Here is a 21807-nt window from a genome sequence, read left to right as displayed (position 1 = left end):
AAAATGAAGAATGATTTCATATTTCTCTGTAATTATTTTTGGATATATGAAAAAGGGTTTCTTACTATTAAAAAACAGAACATTGCCCCTGATTATTTTTAGAATAAAAGAAAGGGAAATTGTAATTTCATAGGAAGGAGGATATAGATGAATGAGTTACACAAAAGTATTGGAGAAAATATATATGTTAAATTAATTGGTGAAAAGAGATTTAAAGGCGTATTAATCGATGTAGGAAATGATATTGTTGTTCTTTACAATGGACAAGACTACGTATATATATCTTTATATCATATCCAATATTATAAGTTTTTAAGACCATATGATGAAGAAATATTAAAACCTGATGTAGATTCTGTAATTAAAAGGGAATCTCCTTCAATTTCTTTGAGGAAAGTATTAAGCACATCTAAAGGGATTTTCACAGAAATTTATGTAGCAGGTAATGCTCCAATACATGGATATGTTACAAGTGTAATGAACGATTATATTGTTTTTTATAGTCCAGTCTATAAAACTGTATATATATCTTTAAAGCACTTAAAATGGTTAATTCCGTATAAAGAAAACCAAGTGCCTTATTCCCTCAATAAAAATGAACTCCCCGTAAATCCATTAAATATTACGTTAGCTCGAACGTTTGAGGAGCAACTTATTAAAATGTATGGAAAGATTATGGTGTTCGATTTAGGCGAGGAATCCAATAAAATTGGAAAAATGGCGAAGATCGATGAAGGACATATTGAAATATTAAAAGCGCGTGATGCAAAAATGTATGTGAATATTCAACATGTAAAGTCTGTCCATTGTCCGTAGGCTAGTTGAAAGGGCTGGCTTTTTCTTTTATATGCAGAAGGAAAGGTCGGGCCTGTTTGTTTAGTTCGATTTGGATATGAGGGGAAAAATGAATTGAATATAAATTATGTTAGTATGATTTTTGAAGAGGCAATCTGGTGCTAAATTATAAAAAATATGTACGAGCCACCTTTTGATGTATTCAATTTATTTTTTGAGGAAGAACTGCTCAACTAATTTACTAAAGGGGTTTTATTTGTGGAGCCGTTTCCAAATTCGTTATCGATTACATTACTTGGTAGTGCTGGTGGAGCAGCGAAGGCAGTTTTAGCAATTTTAAATCAAGCGATAGCAAATGAAAAAGATCCAATTTATGAAGTGATAAAGAATGTTACATTTCATTTGGTTGATATAAAACAAAAAGATAGGGCTTATTATGATGAGTTGTTTCCAAATTTGAAAGGTCATTTGTCATTATATGAAATAGACCTTCAAGATGTAGTGAAATTTAAACAGCATTTAACAGAAAAAAGTACGAGTGTTGTTATTGATGTTTCGGGTGCAGATACGATCAGGGTACTGAGCTGTTGTAATGAACTTGGAATCTTTTATATTAATTCAGCTTTGGAAAATGAGGCAGTAGATCAGGACGATAGTTTACTTGGATTTCAGCTTACGGAACGATATACGAGGTTTGAGAAAGAGAAAGAAAAATTTACAAATACAAAGGCGATTATAGGTTCAGGTATGAATCCAGGTGTTGTTCAATGGATGGTTGTTGAACTTATGAAAGAACGGCCGAATGAACAGCCACAAGCATGCTATATTGTAGAACATGATACGTCGTTTTTGAATGATACGGCACTTATAAAGCCGTATACACTTTATACGTCATGGGCAGTAGAGCGATTTCTAGACGAAGCGATATGGAGTTATCCGATGTATATGAGTCATCATCGTCCTCTTTATTTTTATGAGGATGTATATGCTTCAGAGTATAAAGTGAAGTTAGGAGAAAGAGAGTTTTATGGTTGCTTAATGCCACATGAGGAAGTTTTAATTTTAGGGAAAAATTTCAACATGGAAGTTGGTTTTCTTTACCGAATTAATGAGTATACAACAAATGTAATTAGACAGAACTTAGATAAGGTAGAAGATTTATGGAACTGGAATCGTAAAGTATTCAATCCAGCGGAAGAAGAGGTTGCAGGAGAGGATCTAGTAGGTGTATTACTCGTTTATGAAAATGGCGAGACGTATATGTATAACGTAATGAATAGTAGCCAAGTTTTTCATAAATATAAAACGAATGCAACTTACTTCCAAGTAGGGTGTGGAATTTATGCAGGTTTGTGTAGTTTACTTTTAGATCACTTTGGACAAGGTGCTTATTATGTCGAGGAATTATTATTAAATACAGAAAGTAAGTACGGTGAATATTTAAATTTATATATGAAGGATTTTGTAATAGGGCATAATGATTTTACGGATGGACTGCTACATGATAGGGTCAGATGGATATAAGTTGTGACTAGAAAGGAAGGAGAAGTCTCCTTCCTTTTTAGTATTATAAGGTTACGTATTGCCCTGAAAGCAATTTCATACTTATAATTTAAGGAGATAACGGTGGGGATTTTTTTTCGTATCGATCAAGGGGAGTTTTTATATGAACAAATACAAGAGCTTGATTTATGAAGAAAGAAAAGCTTTAAAGGTATTTATATTATTATTCTATATTATATTCTTTTCATATGACGCTATATATTATTTTGTATATCCTGCTATAAATATTAATGGAACAACGGTAGGGTGGCCAGAAGGAAGCCTTGGAATAGGCGTATATATATTTGTAATAGTATTATTCCCTATTTCAATGTATCTTCAAAAAAGAGGTTATGTATATTCTATAAAATATTTATTTTTATTTGGCTACATGTTTATCAATCTTATAAATAATTTAATGATTTATTTGCGAACGGATAGAGCTTTTGAACATGGTAGTATGGTAGAAATGTTATTAATTTTATTTGCACCGGTTTTCGTGAACAGAAAATATTTTTATTTAGTTTCCTTTAGTGTAATTGGAAAGTACGTACTTTTTACATTGATACTACAAGATCTAAAAGTTGTGATTCCGCTTGTCTTATGTGTATTCTATTTCATTATTTCACATTCTTTGTTGAAACGATTTCAATCTTATGTAAGAACGGTTGTTGAAATGATGAACAATATGAAAGAGACGGAAAATTTAGCTGTAATTGGGACTATGTCTACAACAATTGCGCATGAAATCCGAAATCCATTAACGGCTTTGAAGGGGTTTACGCAAATGCAAAAAGAAAGAAACCCTGAAGATATGATGAGCTATGAAATAATGTTACAAGAAATTGAGAGAATTAACGGATTTGTTAGCGAATTGATGTTATTAGGAAAACCGAAACCAACAAATTATGAATGGTGTAACATACGGGAAATCCTTTTATATGTTGTGCAGTTAATGGAAAGTTATGCGAGTCAATATAAAGTGAAAGTTTATTTGCAAATAGATGGAAACTTACCCGTTATAAACGGTGATGATAAACAATTAAAACAAGTGTTGTTAAATATTATTAAAAACGGAATAGAATCAATGCCAGAAGGTGGGGATATTCATATTCGGGCATATGAAAAAACTAAGGGGTATTTGTGTATTGCTGTCGAGGATCAAGGATTTGGTATAGAGGCAGGAAAATTAGAGAAGATTGGAAAGGCTTTTTACACAACGAAGGAGAATGGTACAGGGCTTGGTTTAATGATTACATATAAAATTATTAAAGAACATCAAGGGAGTATCACGATTCAAAGTAGTATGGGTGTGGGAACGAAAGTGGAAATTTATTTACCGACGATGTAGCGAAGTAGAAGAAAATATTTTTCAGAAAAGTGTTCTTCTTGTGTAAATATAAACATTTAATAAAATGTTTCAAGAAGGGTTTTTTTTATAAAATACTTCGTTTATAATGGAGGAAAATATCGACATGAGATTGGTTACTCATGTAACGGTTCGGTAGTGTTATGAAAAGAAAAGAAGGGGTGCCCGCGCATCCTTTTTTCTATGCAGATATGATGAAAGAGGTGGTATTGATGGAATTAACATTAAATTCGACTGTATGCTTACACACGATTCAATTTCGAAAAGAGCAAAAGAATTATATTGTAAAAGATACAATTACAGGAGAAAAATATGAAATGCCGCCACTTTGGATTGATGCATTGGCAATGATGCGTGACGGTTTTTTATTGGGAGAAATTGAGGAGAAATTAAAAGAAGAGTATCCAGCAGAAGAAGTAAATATACTAGCATTCACGAGGCAACTGTTAGAGCTAGAACTTGTTGGAATGGTAGATGGGGAAGAGATAGCTTGTACAAAGAAGAAAGAGAAAGATTATTTAGCTTGGGTACGTCCCCGGTTGGAACAATTTTTCCTTAATGTAAATAAAAAATATAGAAGCAAAGGTCAGTGATGATCTTTGCTTTTTTGTAGTCCATATTTTAAAAAATAACAGCGAATGCCCTTGCGAAAGCACCGTCACTATTTTTAATTTTTAAAGGTGCTGCTGAGAAAAAGAAACGTTTTGCTTTAATAGCATCTAGATTTGTTAAGTTTTCAATTAAGAAAATATTATTGCCTAACAGTATGTGATGAATGGGTGATGTTTCTGTCGTTACTTCATCGGGAGAAATAAAATCTAAACCGACTGATTTTATTTTTAATTCAACTAGTTCTTCAGCTAATTCTTCGGAAAGATAAAATGCTTCTTTCTCATAAGCTTCTGTATTCCATTTATTAGATAGATTAGAATGGAAAATGACAATATCGTCTTTTTTTATGTCGGCATTATGCAATACTTCTTTAGGGAGTTTTCTCTCTTGAACATGAGTGACATCGATGAGAACTGCTTCACCTACAAACTGATCAAGGGGCAATTGATCAATCGTTGTTGCACCAGAAATAAAATGCGCAGGAGCGTCGCAATGTGTACCGACATGAACGACCGAATGGAAATCTGTAACTTGATATCCCGTTTCTTCAACGCTTGTAATGGCTTCTAGTTGGATTGTTGGTGTTCCGGGAAATTGAGACATATTATTTTCAAACGTTTGTGATAGATCAATTACTTTCATTTTAAATACCTCCAATATATGTTTTTCAAATAATAAAAAGCCCATCTTTCATGATCAAGAAAGATGGGCTTTACATACTAGTTGCGTTTTATCTTCCAAAATGCAATGCATTTTGCAGGAATTAGCACCTATTCAGTTCTTATAAACTGAGGTTGCTGGGCTTCAAAGGGCCGGTCCCTCTGCCTCTCTTGATAAAGGTTTATTCAGTTTTGGAATTCGGAATATTCATGATATTTAAATTGTAATTCATTTCCTTTTTTCACGCAATACAAATTAGGTGTTCACCCAAATAAAGTTGCTCGCATATTGTAGCTTATGTAAGTAGACTGTTGCGAAGGAGTGAGTGCAGTGACAGGGAATGTGTTAAATTATTATGCTGGTGGTAATACAGCTAGAGGATTTCATAATTTATACGAAGAGAATTTAAAAGGGCTAGATAGGTTGTTTATTTTAAAGGGTGGTCCAGGAACGGGAAAATCTTCTTTAATTAAGGCAATAGGTCGTGAATGGGTTGAAAAAGGATATGATATTGAGCTTTTGCATTGTTCTTCTGATAATAAGTCGGTTGATGCGGTGATTATTCCGAAATTAAAAGTGGGAATTGTTGATGGAACATCACCGCATGTTATTGAGCCGAAAATGCCAGGAGTTATTGAAGAGTATATAAATTTAGGAGTTGCTTGGGACTCAGGTAAATTAAGAAAGCAGAAGGTAGAAATTGAACGGTTTGTATCAGATGCGAGCAAGGCTTTCAAATCTGCTTACGGATGTTTTAAAGAGGCATTAGTTATACATGATGAGTGGGAGAAAATATATATTAATAACATTGATTTTAATAAAGCAAATGAACTAACAGATCAGCTAATTCAGAAATTATTTGCAGATAAAAAGGGGCAACAATCGATTGTGAAACATCGTTTTTTAGGGGCTGCTACACCGAAAGGAGCAGTTGATTTTGTTCCTAATTTAACAGAAGGATTGCCACATCGTTATTTTATAAAAGGACGCCCGGGCTCTGGAAAATCAACAATGCTCAAAAAGTTATCGAAGGCAGCAGAAGAAAAAGGTTTTGACGTTGAAGTATATCATTGCGGATTTGACCCGAATAGTCTTGATATGGTTATTGTAAGAGAATTAGGATTTGCAATTTTTGATAGTACCGCACCACATGAATATTTTCCAAGTCGCGTGGGTGATGAGATTATAGATATGTATGCTCTTATTGTTAAACCGGGGACGGATGAGAAGTATGCTACAGAAATTCGTGACGTTTCCATTCAATATAAAGCAAAAATGAATGAGGCGATGTCTTTCTTAGCAAAAGCAAAATCAGTTCGTGATAAATTAGAACGAATTTATATTGCTGCTATGGATTTTTCAAAAGTGGATGCATATAAAGAGGAAATTCAAAAAGAGTTTGAACGAATTACCGCTACTGTAATTGAAAAGAAAAAATAGTCTTTGTTAAACTGTCAGAAAAATTCTGGCAGTTATTTTAGTGTGTAGTAAAATTAATAGTATATTTGTCGAATTTCCAAGGAAATAATCAAAAAATGGGGATGGTATGAAATGAGAGAAAAAATTGAATTAGAGTTAGAAAGAATTGAAGAAGAGAATGATGTGAAAATTTTATTTGCAGTGGAATCGGGGAGTCGTGCTTGGGGATTTCCATCGAAGGATAGCGATTATGATGTTAGGTTTGTTTATATACATCCGGTAGAATGGTATTTATCAATTCATGATAAACGTGATGTAATTGAATATCCAATTAGTGATGACTTAGATATAAGTGGCTGGGATATTAAAAAGGCATTACAACTGTTTGCGAAGTCAAATCCAGCTTTACTTGAGTGGATTCGATCATCAATTTTTTATTCGAAAAACTCTAACTTTCCAGAGCAGCTTCAGCAAATGAGTGAAAATAATTTTGATCCAAAAGCAACGATATATCATTACTTACATATGGCTTCAAAAAATTATCGTGAATTTTTGCAAGGTGAGAATGTAAAGTTGAAAAAGTACTTTTATGTATTACGTCCTATTTTAGCTTGTCAGTGGCTAGAAGAGAAAGGGACATTACCTCCAGTAGAATTTAATCGATTGATTACAGAACTATCTATAGAACGTAGTGTATTGAATGAGATTGAGAAGTTGTTAATAAAGAAAAAAGCGGGTACGGAATTAGATGTTGGATTGAAAATTCAGGTGTTAAATCAATTTTTAGAAGAACAAATTGATTATTATCAGCAATACGTGAAAGGGATTGAAAAGGGATTAGGGATTGATATTGAGAGTTTGAATACACTATTTAGAAACATGTTGTTTGAAGCAAATAAAAAAGAGCACAAGTAAATTTGTGCTCTTTTTTTATCCCGCTATTTGTGGGAGCCTTACTGCCCGTAAACGCCTGATTGGTGTGGACTAATAATCAGCTGGGGATGCACCTCAACACTGATTAAAGTTTCACTTTATCTTGTAGGAATAAAGAAAACAGATATAGCTGCGATAAGACCTGCAAAAGAGAATAAGTAAAAATTCCATGCTAAGTCATATTGCATTGTCATAATAATACCGACAAGAATAGGGCCAGCAATTGCACCAACTCGGCCAAGTCCAAGTCCCCAGCCTAAGGAGGTAGCTCGTATATGTGATGGGAAGTATTGTGTTACATAAGCATTTAATATTTGAGTAATACCGACTGATCCAATTCCAGCAAGACCAATTAAAAGATAAATGATTGTAACAGATGGTTTAATTGTTAATAGTCCAATACATATGGCTGCCATAAGATAGGAGATGCTAATAACAATTTTTGCTCCTATACGATCGGCAATCGCCCCGGCAAATAATGCGCCGATAGCTGCAGTAATATTTAGCATAAGTAGAAATGATAAACTAGATCCAAGAGGATATCCTGCCTGACGCATCATCTGTGGTAACCAAGTATTTAAACCGTATATTAAAAACATTCCCATTATATAAGTGATCCAAAAAAGTAGCGTTGCTTTTATGTATTCTTTTGAGAATAACGTAAGAAATCCATTTTTCTTTTGTATATTAGATGGTGCTTTGGAAATTTCATCTTTTACATGGAATTCAATTTGAAAGCGATTAAGAATTTTGTTCACTTCTTCTTGTCGATTCCGCGACAATAAAAATTGAATGGACTCAGGTAAATAACGAATAATGAAAGGAATGAGGAGTAGCGGAATCATGCCGATGCCAAACATAATTCTCCATCCGAAATCTTCTAACATAAACATGGATAAAATAGCACCTAACACGATACCTAAAGGATAGCCGGTAAACATAAGAGCATAAATAAAAGATTGTCGTTTTTTTGGTGAATATTCAACAGTAAGTGCGGAAGCTGTTGGGATAACACCGCCTAATCCGATTCCTCCGATAAATCGAGATAGCCCAAATAATTCAGGAGAAGGAGCAATTGCAGCTAAGCCCATTGTGATAGAAAAAAGAACTAAACAGCATATAAGTGTCCACTTTCGTCCAATTAAATCTGTAATGGTTCCGACTAGAATAGCGCCAATAAACATCCCAAATAGAGCATAGCTGGCAATTGTTCCAGCTTGAGCTGGTGATAGTGCCCAGCTGTTGTCTTCTAAAAGCTTTGGCAGAACGGCACCGTAAATACCTAAATCATATCCGTCAGCTAGAATGGCGAGCCAACAAATAAAAACAACAAGTTTTGTAATAGAGCTTGAAAAGATAGTTTCTGTAGATTCTAGATGAGGTGGAGCAGAAGGTTGCATAGTATTCCCCCCCTTTTATTTGTAGATGAATATATTATTTTATTTACTGTTAATATTCCCCTTCTTATGTCGAAAATTATATGAAAAGGTGTCATGAAAAACAAAGAAGTTCAACAGGATTCTTGTTGAACTTCTTTGTTTTTTTATTCGTTATCAACTCGTTTTAATGGTTGATCTGCTGGCCCTTCCATAACATCGCCATCAATTGAAAAACGAGAACCGTGGCAAGGACAATCCCAAGTACAATCACCGTTATTCCATTCAACTTCACAGCCGAGGTGTGTACAAGTCGTATCGACGATATGTAGTTTTCCTTCTTTATCTTTATAAGCACCTGCTCGTTTACCGTTGACATGTACAACGGATCCTTCGCCAACTTCAAGATCCTCTGGTTTACGTAATGCAGTTTCAAGTTTCCCTTCAATTAAATGTTTAGCAACATCAATGTTTTGAGAAAGGAATGTTTTTATATCTGGATTTGCATGAAAGCGTGATGGTGCAAACAGCTCTTTATATGGGCTGTGGACTTTTAGAATGGAATCCTTCAGTAAATGAGCTGCAGTAGTTCCTGTTGTCATTCCCCATTTGCGATATCCAGTTGCAACAAATATATTTGGATTGCTTTCGTTAATATGTCCGATATAAGGGAGCTTGTCTAGCGTAATCAAATCTTGTGTTGACCATCTATAGGGAACTTCATCTACTCCAAAAGTTGCTTCAGCAAAAGAATAGAGTGCTTCATAATGAAGCATCGTATTTATTCCCTGTCCCGTTTTATGGCTCTCTCCGCCAATCAAAATCAACTTTTCTCCATTGTTTGTTATATAGCGTAAGGAGCGTTTTGGATCATCAATACTTAAATACATGCCACCTGGATAATCCGTTTTTGCTTTTATTGCAAGAGCATAGGAGCGTTCTGCGTACATTCGCGTAAAGAAAAAGCTATTCGCATCATAAAAAGGAAAGTGAGAACAAGAGACGACATATTCACAAGTAATGCGATGCCCCTCCTTTGTAATTACTTGTGGATAATCTCCTTTTTCCACATCCATAGCTGTTGTTTGTTCATAGACCTTTCCTCCCATCTCCACAAACTTTTCTAAAAGTGTTTTCAAATAAAGGAGGGGGTGGAATTGCGCTTGATTTTTCATTACAAGTGCAGATTGTACTGGAATAGGAATCGATAGAGATTGAACATAGTCACAAGGTATATTTAATTTTTGATAAGCTTCATATTCTTTCGATAAATTTCTTAAACCGTTATCAGTAGTTGTATACAAGTATGAATCTTCATTTGAAAAATTACAGTCGATTTTATATGTTTGCACAGTGTCATTTATGAATTGTAGAGCATGATTATTTGATTCATAGTAAAGCCTGGCTTTTTCCACACCGAAATGATTTATTAATTCGTCGTAAATAAGATCATGTTGTGCTGTTACTTTTGCTGTTGTATGCCCAGTTGTTCCATTTAAAATAAGACCAGAATCAATTAAAACAACGTCGATGCCTTCTTTTGCAAGTAAATAGGCAGTAGTAATACCCGTAATACCAGCACCGATAACAGCAACTTTCGTCTTTATATTTTCGGATAAACGAGGAAAAGTAGGAAACGGAGTAGATTCAATCCAATAAGATAAGGGCAGTTGTGGAAATATATCACTTGTCATTGTGGAAACCTCCTGATTTTAGAACAATTTTCCTTTTAATATTTCCATATTATATGAAATTCATGTGCGTTATTTTAGAAGGAGTCTACTTTTATTAAAAGAGGGAATAAATTATTTTAATATAATTAATTTGATAGGGCATTATGAAGAAGTAGCATGTATATAAAACTAAATTTAAGTGATTCCATTTATTGATCACATAGAGGATTCTTGAATGAGATAGAGTCCATGGTATTTAAGTATATGTATATATATAGTGGATAAATCCGTATGAAATCTATACTTTTTCTTTAGTGAAATAAAGTATGATTATAAAAATATAACCAACTTTTATTACTAGGTCATAAAAGTTGTTGACAATATAGAAATTCTATTGTTATGATTCATCATGTGGAAAGGTTGATAGAGAGTAAAAAGAGAAATGTTTTTCATTGATAATAAAAGCGAAAAATAAGTGACGATAGAGTGAGTATATTTTCCTTATAATAAATGCTTTTTGGATCACCTAGTAAAATCAATCTGGAAGCAAGAATTAATATATGCAAGTTGCGCAGGGCGCGGCATAAGAAAGGGGCAAAAGGATGAAGGAGCTTCATACGTTTGGGTGGTATGCAGCACGTGTATCACCACATTTGCCAAAAAAAGCATTTAAACCAGTTCCTACTCGTTTATTTGGTGGACTGGCTTATTTACTTGTGGCATTAGCGGGGTTAATAGCGATTGGTGTATTTGAATTGAATGTGTGGGCAAATCTAGGAATTGCGATTGTTCTCGGACTATGTTTTGCTTCACTTGGGTTTTTAGGGCATGAAATTTTACATGGAACAGTTGTAAGAAAGGCATGGCTTCGTGATTTCTTAGGCGCGATTGCATTTATGCCATTATCAACAGGACCAAAACTTTGGAGAAAGTGGCATAATGCAACGCATCATGTTCATACACAGCATGAAGAGAATGATCCAGATGCATGGCCGACACTTGAGAAGCTTAAAAAAAGTAAGTTTTTAAGTTGGGTATATCGTATGCCTCTTCATGTACGTTCATTCTTTAGTTTCCTGTCACTAACAATTCAATTTACATTGCATTCAACTCGAATGTTCTTTCATTTTATAAAAGAATTTAAGTCATCGAATCAAAAATCTGTATGGCTTCAACTTCTTTTGCCTTGGACAGTTTGGATTAGTTTATTATTTATTATGGGACCTGGAAAATGGTTATTTGCATATGTAATTCCGTTGTTAATTGCTAACTTTATTGTAATGGCATATATCGCAACAAATCACCGCTTAAATCCAATTGTTCCAGTAAATGATCCGTTAGCAAACTGTTTATCAGTAACAGTGCCGCGCTGGGTAGACGTTTTACATTTCAATTTCTCGTATCATACAGAACATCATCTGTTCCCTGCTATGAGCTCTAAATACTATCCGTTAGTAAAAGAGAAGATTAAAGAAATGTGGCCGGAACGCTATCACGAAATGCCGATGACAAAAGCATTGGCAGCACTTTGGAATACACCACGTGTGTATTATCATGGAAGTGAATTAGTTGATCCGCATAGAGAACATTTCTACGGTTCTTTAGGAAATGGATTAGACCCTCATAATATTTCATATCGTGAGGAACATATAGAAGAAAAAGAGAATATTAAAAAAGTAAATCAGTAAAAGTTGATATATTTTGCAGTGAAAAAGCAAGCCATCTCAGGCTTGCTTTTTTTTATAAAGAAACTTCTTTTTTATTCTTTGTATGGACTTGGATAGAGTTTGTCTCTTTGCGCTGTAATCGTTTTTCTAAAAGGTTAACAAAATAAGTAAATAGGAGAACGAGTACGAGATAATATAAACCAACGATTACATATGTATCTAATTGTTGGAAGTTACTTGCGGCAATTGATAAACCCGATCCCCATAATTCGGACAGTCCTACGTAAGCAACAAGTGAGGAATCTTTCAATCCAATAATAAATTGATTACCCAGAGGAGGAAGAGATAGACGAAATGCTTGTGGTAATATAATTCGGCGCATCGCCAAAGGGTAAGGCATGCCTAAAGAGCGAGCAGCTTCTAATTGTCCACGGTCAACGGATTGAATGGATCCACGGAAAATTTCGGTAATATATGCACCGTTATGAATTGCTAAAGCAATTGCTCCTGCCCAAAAAGGGGTGAACACAACAACAGATGTAATACCAAAATAGAGAATTGCGATTTGAACAATTAAAGGTGTACCACGAATAATGGCGATGTAGACATGAGCGATACTATTTAGAACTTTATTGTTAGAGATTCGAAAGAAAGCGAATAGTAATCCAATTAATGAGCCGAGTACTAGGGAAGTTAATGTTAATTGTAATGTGACAATAGTAGCTTTTAAGAGTGTGGGGTAGGTAGAGATAAAAATTTCAAACATGCGTTTCACCTCATAGTGTATAGATTTTAGTAGGGAATGAAATACCCCACATAAAAAGTGGGGCATGATTTATGGAATCTTTGAATAGTTAACTTACTTCGTTTTTGCCTCTTCTCCAAGAATATTACGACCAAACCATTTTTTACTAATCTTTTCGTACGTACCATCTTTAATGATTTCATCTAAAGCCTTATTTACTTTCTTAACCATTTCTTTATCATCTTTGCGAATAGCAATTCCCATTTCATCAAGATTTAATGGTTTTCCAGCTTCTTTTATATTTGATTTACCTTCTTTAATCATTCGAAGACCAACCATTTGATCAGTGATTACTGCGTCCACACGCCCAGGCTCTAAGTCCATAAGAGCGGTAATATCACTATCGTATTCTGTAATTTGATCTGTATGTTTTGAAACAAGAGTTTTAAAGGTACTAGCTTTTACAACACCAATTTTCTTTCCTTTCAAATCTTCTGGAGAAGAGATGGATGTATTCTTTTTAGCTACGAAAATCTGGGCACCAGAGCGATAATATGGGTTTGAGAAACTAACAGCTTTTAATCGTTCTTCTGTAATGGCCATACTTCCTAAGATTGCATCATATTTTTTTGATTGTAGACCTTGAATTAGCGTTTCCCACGGATTTGTAATAGGAGCGGGTTTCATTCCCATCTTTTTCGCGAGCGCCTCACCTATTTCTACATCAAATCCGGCAAGTTTTCCGTCATTTTCTTTATAGTTAAAAGGTTTGTATAATCCACTCATCGCATAACGAAATTCCTTTTCACCATTTGATGAAGTAGTCGAGCTTTCCTTACTACAGGCTCCCAGTATGAATGATGTACATAGTGTAATACTCGCAACAATGGTTAATAGTTTTCTTTTCATAAGACCCCTCCTATATATTGATCATACGGATGGTTTTAAGTATGTTATCGAGATATTTTATTTGGACAATTAGTTGTGCACCGTATAAATGTATTTCTTTACGTTTGAAATAGAAGTTACATTATAAAACGTTACGTAAAAACTGTTTTGCTCGTTCATGTGATGGAGCTGAAAAGAATTGCGCTGGCGGAGCATCCTCTACAATTTTTCCGTCATCCATAAAGATGACGCGATCAGCTACATCTCTTGCGAAATTCATTTCATGAGTAACAATAACCATTGTCATTCCTTCTTCAGCAAGTTCTTTCATAACTTGCAATACTTCTCCAACGAGTTCAGGGTCTAAGGCTGAGGTAGGTTCATCAAATAGCATAATTTTAGGATTCATAGCAAGAGCTCGTGCAATCGCAACGCGTTGTTTTTGACCACCTGAAAGTAGGTGAGGAGTTACATTCGCCTTATCTTGTAGGCCGACTTTTTGTAGGAGTTGATTCCCAACGTCCTTCGCGTCTGCTGTTTCCAATTTTTTTACGTGAATAGGTGCTTCTATGATGTTTTCTAGTGAGGTCATATGAGGAAAGAGGTTAAAGTGTTGAAAAACCATACCGACATTTTCACGGACTTTGTTTAAATTTGAATGCTTTGGATCAATTCGTTCACCTTGTAAGTGAATTTCACCTTCATCGTACATTTCTAAAAAGTTAAGACAACGAAGTAATGTACTTTTGCCGGAACCACTGGCACCGATTAAAACAACAACTTCTTTTTCTTTTACTTCTAAATCAATTCCTTTTAAAACATCAAGTGAGCCAAATGATTTTATTAGATTTCGAACTTGAATCATACAAAACCCCCAGTCAAAAATATATTTTACAAATGTTGCCCCTTATTTCTGTTATTAGTCATAAATTGTCAGAATCCTTTATTTTTTTCAGGGGATTTAATATTCAAAGAAATAATGATTTTTAAAATCCCTATATCTTTCTATAACGAAAATATGGATAATAATATATAGGTAGTACTTATATTGCTTATAAGAAGGGGGAAAGAAGAGATGGGAAAAGAAAGAAAAACATTTTCCTTTGGCTTGCGTATACAGCTTATGTTATTTACTACAATTCTAGCTTTCATTACATATTCAACAAGTTTAATTTTCATTTACGTTATATATGATTATTTTCAAAGTTATGTAAGTCAAACTGTTTATAATATTATCGTTATGTTATTAGGTGTAGTATGGTCTGGAATTTTAGCGTATGGGGCAGCAATATTTTTAATTAAACCACTTCGAAAGTTGGAAGAAGCAGCAAGGAAAGCGGCTGAAGGTGATATTCGTGAAGATGTCCCATTGCCAAAGACCGATGATGAGATAAAATCTTTAAGTGTTGCATTTAATATGATGCTAGGGAACTTAAGGGGCATGGTAAAAAATATCGATACTACATTTTCGTATACAAATAATCAAGTTCAGCAAATTAGAAAACAAACAGGTGAAGCGACAAAGCAAGCACAAGGTGTGTCTGAAACCCTTGCGGAGATTTCTTCCGGTGCCGAGCAATCAGCAGCATCGATTCAAGCGATCGTTTCTACTGTTGATACAACGACTTCTATTGCAAATGAAGTAGAAGGAAAAGCAAAACAGTCTGACGAGTTGTCTTCAGAAATGGTTCAAGCTTTAGGACAAAGTACACGTGTCTTTACTTCTTTAATTCAAGGTATTCAAACATTGGCGAGAGAAAATGAAGATTCGATGGAAAATGTACAGAAATTAGAAGAGCGAATGAAACAAGTTGAACACATTGTTTCTGTTGTGAGTGAGATTGCTAGCCAAACAAATTTATTAGCACTCAACGCTTCTATTGAGGCAGCTCGTGCAGGGGAGCATGGAAGGGGCTTTGCAGTTGTAGCAGAAGAAGTACGTAAACTTGCTGATGAAAGTGATCATTCCGCAAGAAACATATCGCAGTTATTACGGAATATGCAAGATGAAGTACAGCAAGTCGCATTGAAAATGACAGAGCAGGTGAAGACAGCTAAAGAAGAGGCGAAACGCGGAGAAGCTACAGAATTAATTTTAAAAGAAATGTCATCAAGTGTTATGGAAGTAGCCGATGCAACTAAGCAAATTAGTAGTTATATGAACGAACAAGTGAATCACATTCATCAAACAGGAGCACAAACAAAGGCTGTAGCAGCAATTGCGGAAGAAACGTCAGCTGGTTCACAAGAAGTGGCACGTGTGACGTTGCAACAGTCTAAAAATATGATAGCAATCGATCAATTATTAAAAGACTTAGAGAAGCAATCAGCGGATTTAAAACAAACAATTGAACGGTTTTCAATGTAAAAGAGAAGAACAGAATGCTGTTCTTCTCTTTTTTTAGCTAGATTTAATATCTACAGTTAAAAAGTATAAACTATGAACGTTTCCGCAACATTCTTTTCTGTCCCTTTCGGATGAAAATTATAGCGAGCTATAATATTAAAAGGGGTGTCTTTTATGAAAAAAGAAAAAAGACAACGATTAATTAAACAATTTGTAAAGGAGTATGAAATAGAGAAGCAAGAAAGATTAGTAGAATTGTTAGCAAAAAAAGATGTATTAGTAACACAAGCTACAGTTTCTCGAGATATTCGTGAGTTAAATTTAACGAAGGTACCTTCTCAAGAAGGATTAATGATATATAAATTTTTCTCAGAAGAGCATTTACAAACTGATATAAAGTTAAAGAAAAAATTACGAGAGGTTGTTGTAAAAATTGATTGTGTAGATCAATTAATGGTTATTAAAACATTACCCGGTAATGCACATGTTATTGGTGTTTTGTTTGATGAGCTAGATTGGAAAGAAAAAATAGGATGTGTATGTGGAAATGATACATGCCTTATCATTTCTCAGTCAAAATCAGATAGGGAGATTTTAGAAGAAAGGTTAAATTTAATTATTTAGATGCAAAATCCTGTTTTTAATAAAAATTAAAAACAGGATTTTTGTTTAAATACGGAAGTTAAATATTCAACATATATGCGTAATATATGTGTTTTTTTATTGAAAAATCGGGATGAAGTGTTATAAAAATACAAATTCATATGATTTTAAAAAAATAACTTGTTTAATATTTCACAATGATAATGTGGATGCTTTCACAAAGATGAAGGCGCGTAGCATTTATTATGTACTTGTAAGACATCAAACATATTTAAAAGGAGGTACAACAAATGAAGCATCCGATACATGTTACTTCAGAGATTGGGGAATTACAAACAGTTTTATTAAAACGACCTGGTAAAGAAGTGGAAAACTTAACGCCAGATTATTTGCAACAATTATTATTTGACGATATTCCATACTTACCAATTATTCAAAAAGAGCATGATTATTTTGCACAAACATTACGCAATCGGGGTGTTGAAGTTCTTTATTTAGAAAAACTAGCTGCTGAGGCATTAGTAGATAAAAAACTTCGAGAAGAATTTGTTGATCGTATTTTAGAAGAAGGACAGGCTGACGTAAATGTTGCACATCAAACTTTAAAAGAATATTTACTTTCCTTTTCAAATGAAGAATTAATTCAAAAAATTATGGGTGGTGTACGGAAAAACGAGATTGAAACAAGTAAGAAGACACATTTATATGAATTAATGGAAGATCATTATCCGTTTTACTTAGACCCAATGCCTAATTTATATTTTACTCGTGATCCAGCAGCTAGCGTGGGTGATGGATTAACGATAAATAAGATGAGAGAACCGGCGCGTAGACGTGAATCATTATTCATGGAGTACATCATTAAATATCATCCAAGATTTGTAAATCACAATGTACCAATTTGGCTAGATCGTGATTATAAGTTTCCAATTGAAGGTGGCGATGAGCTAATTTTAAATGAAGAAACAATTGCAATTGGAGTATCTGCCCGTACGTCAGCTAAAGCAATTGAACGTTTAGCTAAAAATCTTTTTAGTCGACAAAATAAAATTAAGAAAGTGTTAGCAATAGAAATTCCAAAATGCCGAGCATTTATGCATTTAGATACAGTGTTTACAATGGTTGATTATGACAAGTTTACAATTCACCCAGCCATTCAAGGGCCAAAAGGAAATATGAATATTTATATTTTAGAAAAAGGTCCAGATGTGGAAACTCTTAAAATTACACATCGCACTTCTTTAATGGAAGCATTAAAAGAGGTATTAGGTTTAAGTGAATTAGTTCTTATTCCTTGTGGAGGAGGAGATGCAATTGCTTCCGCTCGTGAACAATGGAATGATGGTTCTAATACATTAGCAATTGCGCCAGGTGTAGTTGTTACATATGATCGCAACTATGTATCCAATACGTTATTGCGGGAACATGGTATAGAAGTCATTGAGGTGCTAAGTTCGGAATTATCTCGTGGGCGTGGGGGTCCACGTTGCATGAGTATGCCAATTGTTCGTAAAGATATTTAGTATAAATAACGGAGAAAGTAGGGATGAAGTATGTTAATGACTAGACCAAATTTAAAAGGAAGAAGTTTTCTAGCTGAAAAAGATTTTACACAAGAAGAATTGTTATATTTTCTAGATTTAGCAGCAGAATTAAAAGAGAAAAAGAAAAACGGTGTCCCACATCATTATTTAGAAGGTAAAAATGTAGCGCTATTATTTGAAAAAACCTCTACTCGCACGCGATGTGCATTTACAGTAGCATGTACAGATTTAGGTGCGAACCCTGAATATTTAGGGAAAGGTGATATTCAGCTTGGAAAAAAAGAATCCGTAGAGGATACAGCAAAAGTGTTAGGACGTATGTTTGACGGAATTGAATTTCGTGGATTTAATCATGAAACTGTAGAATCTTTAGCACAAAATTCTGGTGTACCGGTTTGGAATGGATTAACAGATATGTGGCATCCAACACAAACACTTGCAGATTTATTAACAATTAGAGAACATGTAGGGAAATTAAAAAATGTGAAGCTTGTTTACGTTGGAGATGGACGAAATAATGTTGCTAATAGTTTACTAGTTGGTGGAGCGATTGTTGGAATGGATGTACGTATTTGTACACCGGAATCTTTATGGCCAGAGCAAGAAGTAATTGATTTAGCAAAAAAATATAATGAACAGGTAATGATAACAAGTAATGTGGAAGAAGCTGTTGCAAATGCAGATGTAATTTATACAGATGTATGGGTGTCTATGGGAGAAGAAGAAAAATTTGCTGAACGTGTCGAGTTATTGAAACCTTATCAAGTAAATATGAAAATGATTAAAGAAACAGGGAATGAAAACGTGATTTTCTTACATTGTTTACCCGCATTCCATGATGTTGAAACGATGTATGGTGAGGAAGTTTATGAGAAATATGGGCTGAGAGAAATGGAGGTAACTGACGAAGTATTCCGCAGTAAACATTCAAAAGTATTTGATCAGGCTGAAAATAGAATGCATACAATTAAAGCGGTTATGGCAGCTACTTTAGGAAACATGGAGTAAAGAAGAAAGGGAGTCTTCCTTTCTTCTTTCTCCTCCTTTAGACACTATCATTCACTATTGCTTTCGTATTGTTATTGCAATTAAAGAGAGGTGAGTGGAATGGGTGAAGATAAGAAATTAGGGTTGTTTACATTAACGGCGCTTGTAGTGGGGTCTATGATTGGCGGTGGAGCATTTAATTTAGCAAGTGATATGGCAAAAGGTGCTGGTGCTGGAGCCATTATTATTGGTTGGGTTATAACAGGAATTGGGATGATTGCGCTTGGATTATCTTTTCAAAATCTAACTGTAAAACGGCCAGATTTAGATGGTGGTATTTTTAGTTATGCAAAAGCAGGATTTGGGAATTTTATGGGATTTAATAGTGCGTGGGGATATTGGCTATCTGCCTGGCTTGGTAATGTAGCTTACGGCACATTATTGTTTTCTTCATTAGGGTATTTCTTCCCAATCTTTGAGGGCGGTCAAAATGTAGCATCCATTATTGGTGCAAGCGTATTATTATGGTGTGTTCACATGTTAATTTTACGTGGAGTTCAATCAGCAGCACTTGTGAATTTAGTAACTACAATCGCAAAATTAGTACCTGTATTTGTATTTATTGTTATAGGAATCTTCGCGTTTCATATTGATACGTTCCTAGATGGATTTTGGGGACAAACTGGTTCTTTTTCATGGGGAGCAGTTGGCAGCCAAGTTAAAAGTACAATGCTTGTAACTTTATGGGTGTTCATTGGGGTAGAAGGGGCTGTTGTTTTATCAAGTCGAGCAAAAAATAGAAGTGATGTAGGGAAAGCAACGGTTATTGGCTTAATTGGTACACTCATCATTTACATTTTAATTACATTACTGTCTCTTGGACTTATGCAGCAAGCTGATATTGCTAATTTAAAAAATCCGTCTATGGCTTATTTATTTGAAAGTGTTGTTGGAAAATGGGGTGCTATCTTTATTAATTTAGGTTTAGTTATCTCTGTATTAGGTGCTTGGTTAGGTTGGACTTTACTCGCATCTGAAATTCCGTATTTGGCGGCTAAAGACGGAGTATTTCCAAAATGGTTTGCAAAAGAAAATAAAAATAAAGCTCCAATAAATTCATTATGGATAACAAATGGCTTAATTCAAATGTTCTTATTAACATTCGTCGTTTCCGATCAGGCGTATAACTTTGCATTCTCGTTAGCATCTTCAGCTATTTTAATCCCATATGCTTTTTCAGCATTTTATCAACTGAAGCATAGCTTAAAGTCTGAAGAAGCGGATCGGAATAAAAATATAATAATTGGTTTGATAGCAAGTATGTATGGTGTGTGGTTAGTTTATGCAGCTGGTTTAGAGTATTTATTATTAACAATGACTTTATATGCGCCAGGTATTTTTATTTTTTACAATGTTCAAAGGCAAAAGAGTTCGAAGCAAATATTTACTCGAGTGGAATTAGCATCATCGGTAGCAATTGGTGCTTTAGCATTCTTTGCGATTTATGGATTAATTACAGGCAGTATTACTTTATAAAGCGTTGTGAAATCGAAATCAACTGGAGGGCTGAAATATGGCACGAAGAAAAATTGTAGTTGCACTAGGGGGAAATGCGATACAGTCTGGAAAAGCTACTGCGGGAGCGCAGCAAGAAGCGTTAGAAAAAACAGCGGAACAACTTGTGAAAATAATGGAAAATGATGTAGATATAGTAATTGCGCATGGAAATGGTCCACAAGTGGGAAATATTTTATTACAGCAAAAAGCTGCAGAAACGGAAAAGACACCTGCAATGCCATTAGATACTTGTGGTGCAATGAGCCAAGGGATGATTGGATATTGGATGGAAAATGCGATTGAAAAGGCATTGAAAAAAAGGAATATAAAAAAAGACGTAGCAACGGTTATAACACGCGTTGTCGTGGATGAAAAAGATGAGGCATTTAAAAATCCAACTAAACCAATTGGTCCTTTTTATACAGAAGAAGAGGCCAGAAGATTAATGGAAGAAACAAAAGCAGTGTTTAAAGAAGATGCTGGCAGAGGGTGGAGACGTGTTGTTCCATCACCGAAGCCTGTAAGTATTCATGAACATAAAGTAATTAATTCTTTAGTTGAGGATGGAAATATAGTGATAGCTGTTGGTGGTGGTGGAATTCCAGTAATTGATTCTGAAGAAGGGTTAAAAGGAACTGAAGCGGTTATCGATAAAGATTTCGCTGCGCAGAAATTAGCTGAATTAGTAGATGCCGATACGCTTGTAATTTTAACTGCAGTTGATCATGTGTATGTAAATTATAATCAACTGAATCAAAAGAAATTAGAGCATGTCACAGTGAATCAATTAGAAGAATACATGGAAGAAAAACAATTTGCTGCGGGAAGTATGCTTCCAAAAATTGAAGCTGCTATTAATTTTGTTAATACAAATCCAAAAAGAAAAACAATTATTACGTCTTTAGAAAAAGTATATGAAGCACTAGAAGAAAAAGCTGGTACTATTATTTCTAAACAGAATGTATGCATGTATGTTTAAATAATTATGTACGCTATTTATTAGTAAAAAAGAATGGAGTTAGTAACTTCATTCTTTTTATGTATTAATATTTTTTGTAATCATTGTTCATAAAGTTTTCATGATGAAATC

The 21807-nt window shown here is 34.4% G+C and carries 19 protein-coding genes and 1 riboswitch; of the genes, 13 read left to right on the top strand and 6 right to left on the bottom strand.

What is annotated here, in order from left to right; translation table 11 throughout:
• Window positions 1-147: 147 nt before the first annotated feature.
• The 4 genes from ACS2MN_RS23445 (at window position 148) to ACS2MN_RS23430 (ending at window position 4299) form a co-directional block, all read left to right on the top strand.
• Window positions 148-816, top strand: a complete 669-nt coding sequence (locus ACS2MN_RS23445) for a hypothetical protein (RefSeq protein ID WP_001003899.1) — start codon at window positions 148-150, stop codon at window positions 814-816.
• Between the two features lie 237 nt (window positions 817-1053).
• On the top strand, window positions 1054-2319 hold the full coding sequence (locus ACS2MN_RS23440) for a hypothetical protein (protein WP_000433166.1): 1266 nt from the start codon (window positions 1054-1056) through the stop codon (window positions 2317-2319).
• A gap of 142 nt (window positions 2320-2461) precedes the next feature.
• Window positions 2462-3688 carry an ATP-binding protein gene (locus ACS2MN_RS23435; protein ID WP_098709362.1) on the top strand — a complete coding sequence of 409 codons (1227 nt, stop codon included), beginning with the start codon at window positions 2462-2464 and terminating at the stop codon, window positions 3686-3688.
• Between the two features lie 230 nt (window positions 3689-3918).
• Window positions 3919-4299, top strand: a complete 381-nt coding sequence (locus ACS2MN_RS23430; protein ID WP_000424106.1) for a hypothetical protein — start codon at window positions 3919-3921, stop codon at window positions 4297-4299.
• Between the two features lie 28 nt (window positions 4300-4327).
• On the opposite strand, the gene ACS2MN_RS23425 is transcribed toward ACS2MN_RS23430, so the two are convergent.
• Complete coding sequence (locus ACS2MN_RS23425; protein ID WP_000862989.1) at window positions 4328-4960, bottom strand: cyclase family protein; 633 nt, start codon at window positions 4958-4960, stop codon at window positions 4328-4330.
• A gap of 85 nt (window positions 4961-5045) precedes the next feature.
• A riboswitch (SAM riboswitch) is annotated at window positions 5046-5158 on the bottom strand.
• A 150-nt stretch (window positions 5159-5308) separates the two neighbouring features.
• On the opposite strand from ACS2MN_RS23425, the gene ACS2MN_RS23420 reads away from it, so the two are divergent.
• Both ACS2MN_RS23420 and ACS2MN_RS23415 read left to right on the top strand, forming a co-directional pair.
• Window positions 5309-6418, top strand: a complete 1110-nt coding sequence (locus tag ACS2MN_RS23420; protein WP_346994892.1) for a PRK06851 family protein — start codon at window positions 5309-5311, stop codon at window positions 6416-6418.
• Between the two features lie 111 nt (window positions 6419-6529).
• The gene (locus ACS2MN_RS23415) at window positions 6530-7312 is read left to right on the top strand and encodes a nucleotidyltransferase domain-containing protein (protein ID WP_346994891.1); all 783 of its coding nucleotides are present in this window, start codon (window positions 6530-6532) and stop codon (window positions 7310-7312) included.
• Window positions 7313-7428: 116 nt separating this feature from the next.
• On the opposite strand, the gene ACS2MN_RS23410 is transcribed toward ACS2MN_RS23415, so the two are convergent.
• Together ACS2MN_RS23410 and ACS2MN_RS23405 are read right to left on the bottom strand one after the other, a co-directional pair.
• Window positions 7429-8730 (bottom strand): MFS transporter, encoded by a 1302-nt coding sequence (locus ACS2MN_RS23410; protein ID WP_001183105.1) that lies wholly within the window; start codon window positions 8728-8730, stop codon window positions 7429-7431.
• Between the two features lie 143 nt (window positions 8731-8873).
• Window positions 8874-10400 (bottom strand): FAD-dependent oxidoreductase, encoded by a 1527-nt coding sequence (locus ACS2MN_RS23405; protein ID WP_346994890.1) that lies wholly within the window; start codon window positions 10398-10400, stop codon window positions 8874-8876.
• Between the two features lie 581 nt (window positions 10401-10981).
• Here ACS2MN_RS23405 and ACS2MN_RS23400 point away from each other — a divergent pair.
• Window positions 10982-12067: a fatty acid desaturase family protein gene (locus tag ACS2MN_RS23400; protein WP_000661207.1), complete on the top strand. Its 1086-nt coding sequence runs from the start codon at window positions 10982-10984 to the stop codon at window positions 12065-12067.
• A 52-nt stretch (window positions 12068-12119) separates the two neighbouring features.
• Here the strand turns inward: ACS2MN_RS23400 and ACS2MN_RS23395 are convergent, their stop codons facing one another.
• The 3 genes from ACS2MN_RS23395 to ACS2MN_RS23385 all read right to left on the bottom strand — a co-directional run bounded on the left by ACS2MN_RS23395 (window position 12120) and on the right by ACS2MN_RS23385 (window position 14544).
• The gene (locus ACS2MN_RS23395) at window positions 12120-12812 is read right to left on the bottom strand and encodes an amino acid ABC transporter permease (RefSeq protein ID WP_000461553.1); all 693 of its coding nucleotides are present in this window, start codon (window positions 12810-12812) and stop codon (window positions 12120-12122) included.
• Between the two features lie 93 nt (window positions 12813-12905).
• Complete coding sequence (locus tag ACS2MN_RS23390; RefSeq protein WP_000823745.1) at window positions 12906-13700, bottom strand: ABC transporter substrate-binding protein; 795 nt, start codon at window positions 13698-13700, stop codon at window positions 12906-12908.
• A gap of 121 nt (window positions 13701-13821) precedes the next feature.
• On the bottom strand, window positions 13822-14544 hold the full coding sequence (locus ACS2MN_RS23385) for an amino acid ABC transporter ATP-binding protein (RefSeq protein ID WP_000616914.1): 723 nt from the start codon (window positions 14542-14544) through the stop codon (window positions 13822-13824).
• 210 nt (window positions 14545-14754) lie between these two features.
• Between ACS2MN_RS23385 and ACS2MN_RS23380 the strand changes: the two genes are divergently transcribed.
• The 6 genes from ACS2MN_RS23380 (at window position 14755) to arcC (ending at window position 21696) form a co-directional block, all read left to right on the top strand.
• Window positions 14755-16047: a methyl-accepting chemotaxis protein gene (locus tag ACS2MN_RS23380; protein WP_000514185.1), complete on the top strand. Its 1293-nt coding sequence runs from the start codon at window positions 14755-14757 to the stop codon at window positions 16045-16047.
• A 153-nt stretch (window positions 16048-16200) separates the two neighbouring features.
• Window positions 16201-16650: an arginine repressor gene (gene argR / locus ACS2MN_RS23375; protein ID WP_000711836.1), complete on the top strand. Its 450-nt coding sequence runs from the start codon at window positions 16201-16203 to the stop codon at window positions 16648-16650.
• Window positions 16651-16919: 269 nt separating this feature from the next.
• Complete coding sequence (gene arcA / locus ACS2MN_RS23370; RefSeq protein ID WP_098058995.1) at window positions 16920-18152, top strand: arginine deiminase; 1233 nt, start codon at window positions 16920-16922, stop codon at window positions 18150-18152.
• 30 nt (window positions 18153-18182) lie between these two features.
• A complete protein-coding gene (argF, locus tag ACS2MN_RS23365) occupies window positions 18183-19181 on the top strand; it encodes an ornithine carbamoyltransferase (RefSeq protein WP_000930304.1) in 999 nt (332 codons plus the stop codon).
• Window positions 19182-19280: 99 nt separating this feature from the next.
• Window positions 19281-20696, top strand: a complete 1416-nt coding sequence (gene arcD / locus ACS2MN_RS23360; RefSeq protein WP_000503405.1) for an arginine-ornithine antiporter — start codon at window positions 19281-19283, stop codon at window positions 20694-20696.
• A 37-nt stretch (window positions 20697-20733) separates the two neighbouring features.
• Window positions 20734-21696: a carbamate kinase gene (gene arcC / locus ACS2MN_RS23355; RefSeq protein ID WP_000113956.1), complete on the top strand. Its 963-nt coding sequence runs from the start codon at window positions 20734-20736 to the stop codon at window positions 21694-21696.
• Window positions 21697-21807: the final 111 nt, after the last annotated feature.

It is taken from the genome of Bacillus cereus group sp. BceL062 (genome assembly GCF_051780025.1).
GTDB classification, from domain to species: Bacteria; Bacillota; Bacilli; order Bacillales; family Bacillaceae_G; genus Bacillus_A; species Bacillus_A toyonensis.
Note: the sequence above shows the minus strand (reverse complement) of the source record. Positions and strands in the feature narration are given on the sequence as shown.

What these genes read in the sequence shown, in the direction of transcription:
- ACS2MN_RS23445 (WP_001003899.1), top strand. Translation starts at nt 148, where the DNA reads ATGAATGAGTTACACAAAAGTATTGGAGAAAATATATATGTTAAATTA.
- ACS2MN_RS23435 (WP_098709362.1), top strand. Translation starts at nt 2,462, where the DNA reads ATGAACAAATACAAGAGCTTGATTTATGAAGAAAGAAAAGCTTTAAAG.
- ACS2MN_RS23430 (WP_000424106.1), top strand. Translation starts at nt 3,919, where the DNA reads ATGGAATTAACATTAAATTCGACTGTATGCTTACACACGATTCAATTT.
- ACS2MN_RS23425 (WP_000862989.1), bottom strand. Translation starts at nt 4,960, where the DNA reads ATGAAAGTAATTGATCTATCACAAACGTTTGAAAATAATATGTCTCAA.
- ACS2MN_RS23415 (WP_346994891.1), top strand. Translation starts at nt 6,530, where the DNA reads ATGAGAGAAAAAATTGAATTAGAGTTAGAAAGAATTGAAGAAGAGAAT.
- ACS2MN_RS23410 (WP_001183105.1), bottom strand. Translation starts at nt 8,730, where the DNA reads ATGCAACCTTCTGCTCCACCTCATCTAGAATCTACAGAAACTATCTTT.
- ACS2MN_RS23405 (WP_346994890.1), bottom strand. Translation starts at nt 10,400, where the DNA reads ATGACAAGTGATATATTTCCACAACTGCCCTTATCTTATTGGATTGAA.
- ACS2MN_RS23400 (WP_000661207.1), top strand. Translation starts at nt 10,982, where the DNA reads ATGAAGGAGCTTCATACGTTTGGGTGGTATGCAGCACGTGTATCACCA.
- ACS2MN_RS23395 (WP_000461553.1), bottom strand. Translation starts at nt 12,812, where the DNA reads ATGTTTGAAATTTTTATCTCTACCTACCCCACACTCTTAAAAGCTACT.
- ACS2MN_RS23390 (WP_000823745.1), bottom strand. Translation starts at nt 13,700, where the DNA reads ATGAAAAGAAAACTATTAACCATTGTTGCGAGTATTACACTATGTACA.
- ACS2MN_RS23385 (WP_000616914.1), bottom strand. Translation starts at nt 14,544, where the DNA reads ATGATTCAAGTTCGAAATCTAATAAAATCATTTGGCTCACTTGATGTT.
- ACS2MN_RS23380 (WP_000514185.1), top strand. Translation starts at nt 14,755, where the DNA reads ATGGGAAAAGAAAGAAAAACATTTTCCTTTGGCTTGCGTATACAGCTT.
- argR (WP_000711836.1), top strand. Translation starts at nt 16,201, where the DNA reads ATGAAAAAAGAAAAAAGACAACGATTAATTAAACAATTTGTAAAGGAG.
- arcA (WP_098058995.1), top strand. Translation starts at nt 16,920, where the DNA reads ATGAAGCATCCGATACATGTTACTTCAGAGATTGGGGAATTACAAACA.
- argF (WP_000930304.1), top strand. Translation starts at nt 18,183, where the DNA reads ATGTTAATGACTAGACCAAATTTAAAAGGAAGAAGTTTTCTAGCTGAA.
- arcD (WP_000503405.1), top strand. Translation starts at nt 19,281, where the DNA reads ATGGGTGAAGATAAGAAATTAGGGTTGTTTACATTAACGGCGCTTGTA.
- arcC (WP_000113956.1), top strand. Translation starts at nt 20,734, where the DNA reads ATGGCACGAAGAAAAATTGTAGTTGCACTAGGGGGAAATGCGATACAG.